Raw genomic sequence first — 13,033 nt, 5'->3', positions numbered from 1 at the left:
CAGCACACTCGGCATCGGCGTGAACAACCTGGTGGGTTTACACAGCTAGCGCAGATGGCCGGCGTATGCATCCCGCACTTACAATCGAATGACCATTCCTGCTGCCGCTTCCATGTCGCGCACGATTCGAAGCCACGGGCGCTATCGCTACAGCGCCATCGTCGATCGCCCGGATTTCGACTGGCCCGAGGGCCGGCGGCTGGCGGTGTATATCGGGTTGAACCTCGAACACTTCGATTTTGGCCAGGGCTACGGCGCGGCCCTGGCTAGCGGCCGGCGCGAGCCGGATGTGCTCAATTATTCCTGGCGGGACTACGGCAATCGCGTGGGCGCCTGGCGCCTGCTGGAACTGTTCGAATCGCTGAAGCTGCCGGTGGGGCTGATCGTGAACAGTTCGATCGCCGACTATTGCCCGGAACTGGTCACGGCCTATCGAGCGCGCCTGGATACCGAGCTTATCGCCCACGGGCGCACCAACAGTGAATCCCAGAACGAATTCGACGAGGCCGGCGAGGCCGCGCTCATTGCCGAATCGCGTGATCGACTCACGGCCGCGTTCGGCGAAGCACCGCAGGGCTGGCTCGGCCCATGGATCGCGCAAAGCGAGATCACCCCGGACCTGCTCGCCGAGGCCGGCTTTGGCTACCACCTGGACTGGTGCCACGACGATCAGCCGACCTGGATGGCCACCCGCGACGGCGGGCGGATTCTATCGGTGCCGTACCCACAGGAGATCAACGATATTCCGTCGATCGTGGCCCACCATATCGACTATCGCGAGTTCGCGGCCCGCATCGTCGACCAATTCGACGAGATGCACGAGCAGTCTCGGGCCCAGCTGTTGGTCATGGGCATCGCGCTGCACCCGTATATCGTCGGCCAGCCGTTTCGGCTGCGTGCACTACGCCGTGCGCTGACCCATGTGGCGAGCGTGCGCGGCGATGTCTGGCTGACTACGCCGGGGGCGATCGCCCGACATTTCGCCCGTATGAAGCAGGCCGCACGTTCATGCTAAGTGCTCGGTAAGACAAGACGTCCGCAGATCGACGCAGATGCACGCAGATCCGATTAGCCTTTCGCGTTCTTGGCAAATGCGGGGTACAAACCGGCGATGAAAGTGGTCATTGTGCGGCGCCGCGACGGCGAGTGTTCTCGAAGCCGACCTGCCATTTCCGCCTGTTGCCTTTCCGGGCGGATTGCATGCCTCCAGCGCCTATGCGCGCGCCGTGGCGAGCGCATAGGCGCCAAGCTTAGTCCTGCGATTGCATGCAGGTGAGAATGCCGCGCAGCTGGGAACTGTCGACGAGTTCGTCGGCCGGATTGACCACGATTTGCGAGCGCGCGATCACATGCGCCTTGCCGGTGATGGTGTTTTCGACCACGTCGTAGCCACCCGCCTGGGCGACGCGCGTGAACGTGCCCAGAAAGCTCGATCCGCGCAGCGACACGGTTTCCAGCGTATCGCCCGGCTGCATGCGGCCTTCGTGGTGCATCAACGCCATGCGCGCGGAGGTGCCGGTACCCGTGGTGCTGCGACAGATCACGCCGGGGTGCACATAAGTCGCCGAGCGCGAGCGATAGTGCCCTGCGCCGGTTTGCTCGACATCGCCCATGAAATGCAGAAACGGCAGCGGCCCCACGTCGCCGAGTTCGTAGTGGGAAAAGCCACGTTCTTCGAGGATCGCCTCGACGATCGCCTGGGCACAGTGGGCCAGCCGCGATTCCTCGTCGCGGGTGAGAGAAAAGCCCAGTTCGCGCGCATCGACCAGCGCATAGAAGCCGCCGCTATAGGCGATGCTGTAGGTCACCTCGCCAATCAGGGGCACATGAATCGTGGCCCGATGGGTATCGATATAGCTGGGCAGGCCTTCGCAGGTGATCGCCTCGACCACATCGTTTTCGACCCGTGCCTCGATGGCCACACGGCCCGCCGGCGATTCCAGCACGAACTGCTGGCGGCCTTCGCGCTTGGGAATCATGTGGTTGTCGAGCAGCGCGGTGGCGGTACAGATGGTATTCGAGCCGGAATAGATGGGGTAGCCCATCACTTCCATAATGATGTAGCCGGCAACGGCCTCCGGGTTCGACGGCGCTACGATCAGATCCACCGACATTTCGGGGATGCCATAGGGCTCTTCGAGCAGGACCGTGCGCAGACCATCCGCGTGGTCGCGCAGGTATTCCATCTGCTGGCGTACCGTGGCGCCGGGCAGCTGCGTGATGCCGCCCACCACGATACGGCTGACATCGCCGCCGGCATGGGTATCGATGATCTGAAAAGTGAGTTCTGCGCTCATCCCGCGATCTCTTTGAATGGGGTGTCCATGAGGGTGTGGATTGCGTGCGCCTAGCCAGCCAGCGCATAAGGCGCGCCGTGTTCGGCCCACTGGCTATCCGGCACGATCACGATCTTGCCAAGATAGTTGCTCGAGCGATCCACGAAATAGCGCTCGGCTTCGTGCAGTTCCGAGAGTTTGAATGCGGCATGCAGTACCGGCTTGAGTTCGCCGCCGCGAATCCAGCGCATCAGTTGCTCGGCCTCGTCGCGGGTGCCGTGGGAGACGCCGAAGATCTGCACCTGATAGAGATAGATACGTGTCCACAGCACTTCGCTGACGTTGCCGCCGCTCGCGCCGGCGATACTCAGGCGCGGGTAGGTACGGCGGCGGGTCATGTCGAAGATCATCGTATCGATGAAGCGCTGGGTCATGTCGCCGCCGACCAGATCCATGACCGCGTCGATGGGCTCGCCGCCGGTGGCTTCGCGCACTGTGGTGGTGAAGTCCTGCATATCGGCGCGATTGAAGACCGCTTCGGCGCCGAGCGCACGCAGCGCGTCGGTCTTGTCGGGCGTGCTCAGTGCATAGGGAATGGCCCCGATCACCCGGCATAGCTGAATCAGGGCGGTGCCCACGCCGCCGCTGGCCCCGGTGACGAGCACGCGCTCGCCGGCACGGATATTGGCCGCGGTGAGCATGTGGTAGCCGGTCTGATAGGAACACATGCCCAGACTGGCCAGCTCGGCATCGGTCAGATCGTTGTCGATGGTATGAAACTGATCGGCCGGTACCACCACGTATTCGGCATAGCCGCCATCGGCGCCGTGGCCGTAGTAGTCGGGCGTAAGATTGATATCGCGCCGTGGCCCATCGGGTGTCTCGGCATAGATATTGAAATCCAGCAGGCCGCGATCGCCAATGCGCGAGGCATCGATGCCCTCACCGACCGAGGCCACCCGGCCGACGATATCCGCGCCCTGGATACGCGGGAAAGTCAGGGTGGGTTTGCCGCCGATCGCAAACGAGGTTACGTCGTGGGCATCACGCGTGGGATAAAGCCCCTCGCGGGCCTTGCGGTCGGTATTGTTCTTGGCCGTGGCGGTAACGCGTACCACCACCTCGCCGGCCCCCGCTACCGGCGTTGGCACATCGTCGCGATAGACGAGCTTGTCGATACCGCCATGGCCGGTCAGCAGCATGGCGTTCATGGTGTCGGGCAGGGTTTGCGCGGTCATGGCGGGGCTCACGGGTCGGTGCATTCAATTCATGACCGACGGTATCAAAGACGGCCGGGCTGCCCGTAACCCGATTTACGACGCGGGCGCAGGGTAGAGTCGGAACGCAGCTCGTGCGGCGACCCGCGCGGACTTTTAACGCGCCTCGGTCACCAGCTCGGTGAGGCGCTGTGTGACCATCTTGCGCCGTTCCCGCGCCGCCTGATTGCCCAGCGTGGTCGCCATGTCGCGATCGCGCGAAGGCACCACCGAACGCACATAGCGGATGCGTGCATCGCGATACGCGCGGTAGACGCTGGCGCAGGCCGACTGCGCCCTCGCGGCCGCGCTGCGCGGGCTCACACTGTCGTCCGCTGCATAGGGCATGGCCGCGCTATAGGCGCACTGCCAATAGCGCTGATAGGCCGGCTCGGTCGGATCCTCGGGCGGGCCACCCGCGCAACCCGCGAGAAGCACGGCCGCGAGCATTGCGAGCAGCCCCGCGCCGCCTGCGCGCTTTGAATAGGACTTATTCATCGCGGCTGTCGGGCGCATCGCGCTCGGTGGGTCGGCCCTCGCGGCTCTTCGTGCCCGCGCTGGCGTTCTTGCGGGCCTCACGGCGCTGCTGGAATTTGCCCCAGACGTCGCGCGCGGTGCGCTTGATACGTTCCTGGTTTTCCGGTTTGCGCAGCCAGTTGGCGGCCATCGCGCCCAGTGCTCGTTTCATGACTCGGCCTCGATCGGCGGGTCGAATGGATAAACCGATAATGGTGGCATGGGCCGGTGGGTACAACGGCCCGGCTCGGTTTTTTCGCAATACGGCGAGGGCGACGTGCCACCGCAAGGGCTACGTCTCGGCCGCCTCGACACGAAAACCGTCGCGCGGGAAGTGCACGCGAATAGGCTGTCCGTCCGGGCCATCGCGTTGAATGGTCATGCTCTCGGCGGCGATCGACACCAGTTCGCCATGGCTGGGTTCGGTGCCGTAATCGGTGGCCGCAACCGATACCCGCGTGCCGGGGGTGAGTCCGGCTTCGACCGCGGCCGGCAGCGGTTGCCACTGCTCGCAGCGCGCGGCGATCTCGTGCGCCTGGCCGGCATCGATATCTTCGCGGGTGCCGTGTCCCAGCGCGCGGATGCGATCGGCCCAGGCCAGCAGGTTGGGGTAGTCGTCGAGCAGTGGCGCTACGCCGCTGTTCGAGCGGATATACCAGATGGGGTGATAGACCGAGAAATCGGCAATACACGGGCGCTCGCCGAACAGAAAGTCACGGTCGGTGAGCTGGCGATTCAGGGCTTCCAGCGTTGGCGGCAGAACCGCGTCGGAGTACGCCGCGTCCGGACGTACGACGTGGCCGCCCTTGAACAACGCGGCGCGGTCGGCACCAAAGCTGGCCAGATAGTCTTTGCCGAGTTTATCGATGAGCACCGCACGGCCCGCCGGGCGAAACATCACCGGTACGGCGGCCAGGAACAGCCGCTTGTCGCCGAGCTGTTCGAGCCCGATGACGCTCGCGATATCGGTCTTCGGAAAAAGGCTCGGTTCGGGCGCGAGTCGCTCGATCTGGCGTGTAATCAGATGCGTATCGGCATAGACGTCGCGCCCGATCTGCATGACCGGCGTCTTGCGATAGCCGCCGGTCAGGGCCACCAGATCCGGCTTGGGCATGATGCGCGGAATGAGCACCGAGCGCCATTCGAGCTGCTTGTAGCCCAGAATGGCCCGAACCTTCTCCGAAAACGGGGAAGCTTCGTAGTGGTGGAGAATGATCGACGACATGCCAGGCTCGGTTGGAAAATACGGTCGCAGTCTGCCGCGCGGCAGCGCGCAGCACCAGCGCCCGTGTCGGCTTGGTCAGGGCAGAGCGCGTGCCGCTTTGGCCTGCTGACGGGCCGCGGCATAGACGCAGTAGCCGGCCGCGAGGGCGAAAACGAGGCAGATCCCCATGACCACGCCCCAACCGGCCCATTCGTAGAGCGACACCATCACGCTCGAGCCGGCTGTTCCGCCGGCGAATACCGCGGCCACGAACAGCGCGCTGACCGTGCCCGATTGCGAGCGGGCAAAATAATCGTTGAGCAGCACGATCTGGGTGGCCTGCTGAAAGACCATGCTGCCGCACAGCAGCACCACGCCGATCACAAGGGCGACAAACGAACCCTGAATAACGCCCAGCAGGCCGATTACGAACACGATCGCGGCGACCAGCGTCGCATTGGGCAGGCCGCGACTGATACGGGTGATCGCCGGTGCGCCCAGCGATGTGGCGATGCCCACGGCATAACCGCCGTAGACGATGGCCAGCATCAACGCGCCGCCACGCTTGTAGCCGATTTCGAAGGGCAGACAGGTGAGTACCGTGGTGAGTACGCCAAACGCCAGGGCCAGCCCCGGATAGGACAGGGTCACCTGACACCACCAGCTTTTGCGCGCCTCGACAGGCGGGATCGTATGCTCGCCCGACGCTGACGGTCGGCGCGGCAGTTCGCTGGCCAGTACCGGCGGGTCGCGCAGCAGCCAGGCCGAAAACAGCAGCATGACGGTAATGGCAAGACTGCCGACCTGCCAGTGGTCGAAGCTCACCGAGCCCACTGCGATCAGCCGCCCGCTGACGCCGCCCACGATGGTACCCGCGGTATAGAACGCCAGATCGCGGGCGCGGTTGTCCGAGCCCAGAATATTGGACGAGCCGGTGATCACCGCCGGAATCAACAGCGGCAGCAGCATCACCTGAAGCGCGCGCAGCGCGAAATAGGGCAGTACATCGAAGGCCAGTGCCTGGACCGCGAACAGCGCCGCGAGCAACAGTTCGGTCACCAGCACGATGCGCATCGCACGCGCCACGGTAATGAAACGTCCGAATACCACCGGCCCCGAGGTGAGCACGATAAAGGCAAAGGTCATGGGCATGGCCGCCCACAACACCGACACCTCGAAGCTGGTTTGAATACGCGCAGCCAGCGGTTGCGGGAAATAGATCGCCGCCGCCGCCGCCGCGCCGGCCACGCCCAGGCGTATTCCGTCTCGATAACTACTCATGGTGTCGCCAGAACGAAGAAAGCGATCTGTATGAAGACATGAAGTTGTCTGCTACATCAAATAACCGTGCACGACCGACTCGAAACCGAACGAGCGTTCGATGGTAAGTTGCCCTCGATAACAACAGCCCAGCCGTGCGCCGACAAAGGAGATGCCGTGACTGCAACCATTCTGGAACCCGACCGCCCGATCATCGATCCGCACCATCATCTGTGGGATCGCTCGCGCCTGGATCTGCGCGCTATGCCGTTTGCCGCGCATGGCTTTAGTCAGATGCTGCGCGAGCGCTCGCGCTACATGCTCGACGAACTGCTGGCCGATACCGACAGCGGCCACGATATCCGGGCGACGGTGTTCATCGAATGCCGGGCCATGTATCGCGCCGACGGGCCCAAGGCCTTGCGCAGTGTAGGCGAAACCGAGTTCGTCAACGGCGTGGCCGCGGTCGCGGCCAGCGGCGTTTATGGTCCAACACGTGCCTGTGCCGGCATCGTGGGCCATGCCGACCTGCGCCTGGGCGCGGAGGTCGGCGAGGTGCTGGAAGCGCATATCGCGGCCGGGCAGGGACGTTTTCGTGGTATTCGCCACAGCGCGGCCTACGACGGCGACGAGAACGTGCTGGGCCCGCTATCGACCCGTGGCACGCCGGCGGGTTTGTTGCGCGATCCCGATTTTCGCAAGGGTTTTGCCGAACTCGCCCCGCGCGGGCTGAGCTTCGATGCCTGGCTGCTGGAGCCGCAGTTGCCGGATCTGCTGGATCTTGCCCAGGCCTTTCCCGAAACCACGATCGTACTCGATCATGTCGGCGGGCCTGTCGGTATTGGCGCCTATGCGGGCCAGCGCGCGGCCCGCTTCGGCGCATGGCGTACGCAGATTCGCGCGCTTGCTGCCTGCGAGAACGTGGTGGTCAAGCTTGGCGGGCTGGCGATGCCGTTTGCCGGTTTCGAATGGTCCTATGCCAATCGGCCCGATTCGTACCCCGCATTGGCGGAGGCCTGGGCGCCCTATATCGAAACCTGTATCGAAGCCTTTGGCGCGACACGCTGCATGTTCGAAAGCAATTTCCCGGTCGATCACTTCAGCTGCGATTACGTCACCCTCTGGAACGCGTTCAAGCATCTCGCCCGCGACTGTTCCGAAGACGAAAAACAGGCGTTGTTCTTCGATACCGCGGCACGGGTTTATCGCCTGGATTGCGGGCCAGCCATATGAGCCAACGCGCTATCCTGTCGCGTTTTGACCGGGAGTAAGCGTGGGCCTGCTACAGATTGGCGCGGTACTGGTTTCGCTGGCTGCGGTGCTGGCGTTTTTCAATTACCGCGTCGTCGGTCTGCCGACCACCATCGGCGTGATGCTGTTGAGCCTGGTGGTGTCGGCCGCGCTCGTGGCTGCGGACTTCTTCGGCGTGCTCGATATTCGCGAGCAGGCCGGCGCCTGGTGGCTGGCCATCGATTTCAACAAGACGCTGATGGACGGCATGCTCAGCTTTCTGCTGTTTGCCGGCGCCCTGCAGGTCAATCTCGGGGATTTGTGGAAGCACCGCTTTTCCATTGGCGTGCTGGCGTCGGTGGGCGTGGTGTTATCCACGGCCATCATCGGCGGTGTGACCTATGTCGTCGCGCCTTTTCTCGGCTTCGAATTGCCGCTGGTGTTCTGTCTGCTGTTTGGCGCGCTGATTTCGCCGACCGATCCGATCGCGGTGCTCGCCCTGCTCAAGTGCGCGGGCGTTTCCTCCGAGCTGGAAACCAATATCACCGGCGAATCGCTGTTCAACGACGGCGTGGCCGTGGTGGTGTTTCTGGCCTTGCTCGGCCTGACCCGCGCCGGCCATGTCGAGGGCGCGGGTGAAATCGCGCTGTTGTTCGTGCAGGAAGTCGCGGGCGGCGTGTTGCTCGGCCTGGCGCTCGGCGCGCTGGCGTTCTGGATGCTGCGCCAGATGGACGACCACCAGGTGGAGATTCTGGTCACGCTGGCGGTGGTGCTCGGCGGCTATCAGCTGGCTGCCGCCCTGCATGCCTCAGGGCCGTTGGCGATGGTCGTGGCCGGGCTGCTGGTCGGCAATCAGGGGCGCATGTTCGCGATGAGCGAAACTACACGGGCGCATCTGGATATCTTCTGGGAAATCGTCGACGAGATTCTCAATACCGTGCTGTTCGTCATGATCGGTCTGGAGATGATTCAGATCACCCTCGACGGGCGCTATCTGCTGGCCGGTGTGCTCGCGATCCCGCTGGTGCTGATCACCCGTTATGGCTGTGTCAGCGCGGCATTGCAGTTGGTCCGGCCCTGGCATCGACTCGGCGACAACGCCAGTGCGTTGCTGACCTGGGCCGGGCTGCGCGGCGGCATTTCTGTCGCCCTGGCGTTGGCGCTGCCGGCCGGCGAAGCCCGCGATACCATCGTGACCATCACCTACTGCGTAGTGCTGTTCTCGATTGTCGGCCAGGGGCTGACGGTCGGGCCGGTGATTCGCCGCCTGGGGCGTGGCGATTGAAGACTGCGATGTAGCCCGGCGTTTGGATGCGCGGATGTCGCTTCATGCGAGGATCACCGCCCGCACGCTTTACGTAATGAGGCGAATCCATGATCACCGAAGAATCGTTCGAATCCACGCATGCCGATGAACTGGCGGGTTTTCTCGGTCGCCATTTCATCTATACCTACGACAACGGCTGGCAGTACGAGATGTATCTCAAGAATGCCCGCACGATCGACTACCGCATTCATAGCGGCATGGTCGGCGGGCGCTGGGTGCGCGATCAGGCCGCGCATATCGCCCGCCTGTCCGACGATATCTGCAAGGTGTCGTGGGATGAGCCCACCGGCACGGCAGTGAGCGTGACCGCGAATTTCGCCGAGCGTCGCCTGCATGGGGTGATCTTTTTCCCGCGCTGGGTGGCCGATGCGCCGCACAAAACGGTCTGCTACCAGAACGATCATCTGGATCGAATGCGTGCGCTGCGTGACGCCGGGCCGACCTATCCGAAGCTCGTGATCGACGAATTCGCGCGGCTGACATTTATCGAAACCCGAGCGGTCGATGACGAAAGCGTGATCGCCGAAGCGCCGGACCAACTGCCCGCCGGCTACGCCGATCGGCGTAATTAACCGCCCGATGAAAGAGGGCGGTTGGTCGGTGAGTTCGACGCATTACCCGGATCGGATGATAATCGGGGCCATATTTCGCAACCCCGTCTGATGATGAGCGACAACCAAGACTACACTCCACCGAAGGTCTGGACCTGGGAGACCGGCAGCGGCGGTAAATTCGCCAATATCAACCGCCCCATCGCCGGGCCGACCCACGAGGCCGAGCTGCCGGTGGGTAAACACGATTTTCAGCTGTATTCGCTGGCCACGCCCAACGGTGTCAAAGCCACGGTGATGTTCGAGGAGCTGCTCGAACTCGGCCACGCCGGCGCGGAATACGACGCGTGGCCGATCAATATCGGCGAAGGCGAGCAGTTTTCCAGCGGCTATGTCGCGATCAACCCGAACTCCAAGATTCCGGTCATGGTCGATCACGGCACCGCCACGCCGACGCGCGTGTTCGAGTCCGGCTCCATTCTTTTGTATCTGGCGCAGAAATTCGGTGAATTCATACCCGACGAGCACGGCGCACGCACCGAGGCGATGAACTGGCTGTTCTGGCAGATGGGCAGCGCGCCGTATCTGGGCGGCGGTTTCGGGCATTTCTATGCCTATGCGCCGGAAAAGATGCAGTACCCGATCGATCGATTCACCATGGAGGTCAAGCGCCAACTCGACGTGCTCGATCGGCGGCTGGCCGAATCCGCCTATCTGGCGGGCGGCGAATACAGTATTGCCGATATCGCCACCTGGCCCTGGTACGGCGCGCTCGCGCTGGGCCGCCTTTACGATGCCGGCGAGTTCCTTCAGGTACAGGAATACGAAAATGTACAGCGCTGGGCGCGCGAGATCGACGCACGGGCCGCGGTGCGCCGTGGGCGCATGGTCAACCGCCTCTGGGGCGAGCCGCACGAACAGCTGCGTGAGCGTCACGACGCCAGCGATTTCGCGCATCGAACCCAGGACAAGCTCGACGCCGACGGTTGAGTTGCGCATGCATGAAATACAATGTCGTTGCGAACCGGTGCGCCGTGTCGCACGGCATTGTGGCCTGCGCTGGCGACCCGCGACGCCGGCGATGGCACGACGCGGTGCCTGGGCGCCGCGTACAGGCCGAGCGCTTGGGCCGTGGTACTTGAAAAAAGACCACGGGCGCGCGATAACCCTTTCCAGGGGCGCAGGGGCGGGGCGCGAGCGAGAGGACGAACATCGTGACAAGCCAAACCGGCGGCGACGGTGCACAGCGACACGCCGTGGCCACGCATGCCGCGGTCGATACGGATCGGCGCGAACGCGATCGTCTGTCCGACCTGCTCGAGCTGGGTCTGCTCAATACCCGGCCCGAGGAGCGCTTCGACCGTATCACCCGGCTGGCCACCGAGCTGCTGGGCATGCCCATCGCGCTCATGTCGCTCATGGAAGGCGACCGTGAGTGGTTCAAATCCGCCCGCGGGCTCGATTTACAGTCGATTCCACGCAATCTGAGCGTGTGCGACTACGCCATCACGCAGGATGCGCCACTGTTCGTCGAAGACGCACGTGCCGACCCGCGCTTTTCGCAGCTGCCCTACGTGGCTGAAGCGCCGCATATTTGCAGCTATGCCGGCATGCCGCTACATGGCCCGCACGGCAAGCCGATCGGCACGATCTGTGTGCTCGATTACAAGCCGCGCGTGTTCGGCGCGCGCGATCAGGTGCTGCTCCAGGAACTGGTCGACTGGATCGAACACGAGTTCGAGCTCGACCGGCGTATCGCCGCGCACGATCGCCATGTCGCGCGCCTCATGGACCGCGATCCGTCGTTGCCGGTGGCCACGCGCACGATCGCGCTGGAACGCCTCGACGATGTATTGATGTCGCGCGCACGCAACGGTCAGGACAGCGCGGTTGTGCATCTGGATATCGTCAACCTCGGCCACTACGAACAGACCTACGGCGAGCAGGTCACCAGCCAGACGGTGGCCAACTGGCTGGCCGCGCTGCAGTCCGACCCGGCGGATTTCTGCTATCTCACGCGATTGTCGGATACCGAATTTGTCGGCGCCGTACCCGGTATGGCCGATATGGAGCCCATCCGCGAGCGCTGCGAACATCAGGTCGAATACGCCAACAAACAGGTCAGCTCGGGCCAGGCACAGGTCGCGTTTCGCGTCGTGGGCGGGATGGCCCTGCATGGCGAGCATGGCCGTCATGCCTCGGAACTGGTCGCGCGTGCCCGCCAGGCACACCACCGTGCCGGTATCGCTCGCGGCGTGGTGCTGTTTTCCGAAACCATCAATCGCCAGCTGCTGCGTGATCGTCATATTCGGCGTCTGTTCGAAACCGCACTCCACGAAGGCGGCATTCATTTTCATTGGCAGCCGTTGTTCAGCAATCGCGGCGATCTGCTGGCCGGGTTCGAATTGCTGGCCCGCTGGCATGATCCGGAACTGGGCGATATCTATCCGGACGAATTCATACCCGTGGCCGAGGCCGAGCATAATCTCAGCCGCGCGCTGGTCGAGTATGCGCTGGATACGGCCGCCTGCCAGATCGCGCAATGGCGGCGCGATGGCAGTACCGCACCGTTACCGTATGTCGCGGTCAATATTCCGGGGCGGGAATTCTATGAAAGCGATTTCTATGACTGCGTGGCCGCGGTGCTGGAAAAACATGACATCGACGGCGGGCGGCTGGTGTTCGAGCTGACCGAACGCAGTTTGATCGCGGATTTCGAAGTCGCGGCCCGCACCATGAGCCACTTGAAAACGCTGGGTATTCGTATTGCGATGGATGATTTCGGCACCGGCTATTCCTCGATTGCCTATCTCACCCGCTTGCCATTGTCGATCGTCAAACTCGACAAGAGTGTGGTCCAGCGCCTCGAGCACGATGCGGTCGCCCGCGAATTGGTGCGTGGCATTGTGGATCTCGCCCACGGCCAGGAACTCGGCGTAGTGGCCGAAGGCGTGGAAACCCGGGCACAACATGAATGGGTCCGCTCGTTCGGCTGTGAATACAGCCAGGGCTATCTACTCGCCTGTCCCGAGTCGTTGACGCTTGCCGGCCAACGGGTGGCCAATCGGCCGGCCGAATTGTAGCCGCGTGTTGATATAAGCCGAGCATGCCGAGTATCGATGTCATCATCGCGCTGTCCGCGGCGCAATGCCGGGCCCACTACGCTGGCTCGGTCGAGCATGTGTATGCATCCAGTGTGGATGGCCGGCGCGTGCTCTTGCCGGCCCAGGCGTTGCGGCGTGTGGTCACCCGCGACGGTGTGCATGGCGTGTATCGGCTGAGCTACGACACGAATGGCCGCTTTCAGTCCCTGCAGCGTATCGGCGATCGCCCGCTGTAGGCACCGCGCCGGGCGCGGCCTGGCGTCATGGCTTGGCGAGCGTCTGATACCGTGGGGTCAGAACTCCAGACAG

The 13,033-nt window shown here is 63.5% G+C and carries 13 protein-coding genes; 7 read left to right on the top strand and 6 right to left on the bottom strand.

The features are described 5' to 3' along the window. Positions 1–88: 88 nt before the first annotated feature. Complete coding sequence (locus T5B8_RS18655) at positions 89–1,015, top strand: polysaccharide deacetylase family protein (RefSeq protein WP_353180853.1); 927 nt, start codon at positions 89–91, stop codon at positions 1,013–1,015. A gap of 235 nt (positions 1,016–1,250) precedes the next feature. Here the strand turns inward: T5B8_RS18655 and T5B8_RS18650 are convergent, their stop codons facing one another. The 6 genes from T5B8_RS18650 to T5B8_RS18625 form a co-directional block, all read right to left on the bottom strand. Further along, positions 1,251–2,297, bottom strand: coding sequence for a proline racemase family protein (locus tag T5B8_RS18650; RefSeq protein WP_353180852.1), 1,047 nt, complete (start codon positions 2,295–2,297; stop codon positions 1,251–1,253). A gap of 50 nt (positions 2,298–2,347) precedes the next feature. After that, positions 2,348–3,514, bottom strand: coding sequence for a zinc-binding dehydrogenase (locus tag T5B8_RS18645; RefSeq protein ID WP_353180851.1), 1,167 nt, complete (start codon positions 3,512–3,514; stop codon positions 2,348–2,350). A 135-nt stretch (positions 3,515–3,649) separates the two neighbouring features. Continuing rightward, positions 3,650–4,030, bottom strand: coding sequence for a hypothetical protein (locus tag T5B8_RS18640; RefSeq protein ID WP_353180850.1), 381 nt, complete (start codon positions 4,028–4,030; stop codon positions 3,650–3,652). Then, positions 4,023–4,220: a hypothetical protein gene (locus T5B8_RS18635; protein WP_353180849.1), complete on the bottom strand. Its 198-nt coding sequence runs from the start codon at positions 4,218–4,220 to the stop codon at positions 4,023–4,025. Before T5B8_RS18635 ends, T5B8_RS18640 begins: the two co-directional genes overlap by 8 nt. A 120-nt stretch (positions 4,221–4,340) precedes the next feature. Further along, the gene (locus T5B8_RS18630; protein WP_353180848.1) at positions 4,341–5,273 is read right to left on the bottom strand and encodes a glutathione S-transferase family protein; all 933 of its coding nucleotides are present in this window, start codon (positions 5,271–5,273) and stop codon (positions 4,341–4,343) included. Between the two features lie 75 nt (positions 5,274–5,348). Continuing rightward, complete coding sequence (locus tag T5B8_RS18625) at positions 5,349–6,533, bottom strand: MFS transporter (protein ID WP_353180847.1); 1,185 nt, start codon at positions 6,531–6,533, stop codon at positions 5,349–5,351. A 156-nt stretch (positions 6,534–6,689) separates the two neighbouring features. Here T5B8_RS18625 and T5B8_RS18620 point away from each other — a divergent pair, with 156 nt between their 5' ends. The 6 genes from T5B8_RS18620 to T5B8_RS18595 all read left to right on the top strand — a co-directional run bounded on the left by T5B8_RS18620 (position 6,690) and on the right by T5B8_RS18595 (position 12,960). Beyond that, on the top strand, positions 6,690–7,745 hold the full coding sequence (locus tag T5B8_RS18620; RefSeq protein WP_353180846.1) for an amidohydrolase family protein: 1,056 nt from the start codon (positions 6,690–6,692) through the stop codon (positions 7,743–7,745). Between the two features lie 40 nt (positions 7,746–7,785). After that, positions 7,786–9,027, top strand: coding sequence for a cation:proton antiporter (locus T5B8_RS18615; protein WP_353180845.1), 1,242 nt, complete (start codon positions 7,786–7,788; stop codon positions 9,025–9,027). Positions 9,028–9,116: 89 nt separating this feature from the next. Next, positions 9,117–9,641 (top strand): phenolic acid decarboxylase, encoded by a 525-nt coding sequence (locus T5B8_RS18610; RefSeq protein ID WP_353180844.1) that lies wholly within the window; start codon positions 9,117–9,119, stop codon positions 9,639–9,641. 93 nt (positions 9,642–9,734) lie between these two features. After that, positions 9,735–10,610, top strand: coding sequence for a glutathione-dependent disulfide-bond oxidoreductase (gene yghU, locus T5B8_RS18605; RefSeq protein WP_353180843.1), 876 nt, complete (start codon positions 9,735–9,737; stop codon positions 10,608–10,610). Between the two features lie 224 nt (positions 10,611–10,834). Next, positions 10,835–12,703, top strand: coding sequence for a putative bifunctional diguanylate cyclase/phosphodiesterase (locus tag T5B8_RS18600; RefSeq protein WP_353180842.1), 1,869 nt, complete (start codon positions 10,835–10,837; stop codon positions 12,701–12,703). 23 nt (positions 12,704–12,726) lie between these two features. Beyond that, a complete protein-coding gene (locus T5B8_RS18595; RefSeq protein WP_353180841.1) occupies positions 12,727–12,960 on the top strand; it encodes a DUF2835 family protein in 234 nt (77 codons plus the stop codon). The last annotated feature ends 73 nt before the right edge of the window (positions 12,961–13,033 follow it).

The organism is Salinisphaera sp. T5B8 (assembly GCF_040361255.1).
In the GTDB taxonomy this organism is placed as follows: Bacteria; Pseudomonadota; Gammaproteobacteria; order Nevskiales; family Salinisphaeraceae; genus Salinisphaera.
This window is presented reverse-complemented; position numbering and strand designations above follow the sequence as displayed.

Bases quoted from the DNA above. Each gene is read 5' to 3' on its own strand.
- T5B8_RS18625 (WP_353180847.1), bottom strand. From the start codon at position 6,533: ATGAGTAGTTATCGAGACGGAATACGCCTGGGCGTGGCCGGCGCGGCG.
- T5B8_RS18655 (WP_353180853.1), top strand. From the start codon at position 89: ATGACCATTCCTGCTGCCGCTTCCATGTCGCGCACGATTCGAAGCCAC.
- T5B8_RS18645 (WP_353180851.1), bottom strand. From the start codon at position 3,514: ATGACCGCGCAAACCCTGCCCGACACCATGAACGCCATGCTGCTGACC.
- T5B8_RS18595 (WP_353180841.1), top strand. From the start codon at position 12,727: ATGCCGAGTATCGATGTCATCATCGCGCTGTCCGCGGCGCAATGCCGG.
- T5B8_RS18610 (WP_353180844.1), top strand. From the start codon at position 9,117: ATGATCACCGAAGAATCGTTCGAATCCACGCATGCCGATGAACTGGCG.
- yghU (WP_353180843.1), top strand. From the start codon at position 9,735: ATGAGCGACAACCAAGACTACACTCCACCGAAGGTCTGGACCTGGGAG.
- T5B8_RS18640 (WP_353180850.1), bottom strand. From the start codon at position 4,030: ATGAATAAGTCCTATTCAAAGCGCGCAGGCGGCGCGGGGCTGCTCGCA.
- T5B8_RS18650 (WP_353180852.1), bottom strand. From the start codon at position 2,297: ATGAGCGCAGAACTCACTTTTCAGATCATCGATACCCATGCCGGCGGC.
- T5B8_RS18635 (WP_353180849.1), bottom strand. From the start codon at position 4,220: ATGAAACGAGCACTGGGCGCGATGGCCGCCAACTGGCTGCGCAAACCG.
- T5B8_RS18630 (WP_353180848.1), bottom strand. From the start codon at position 5,273: ATGTCGTCGATCATTCTCCACCACTACGAAGCTTCCCCGTTTTCGGAG.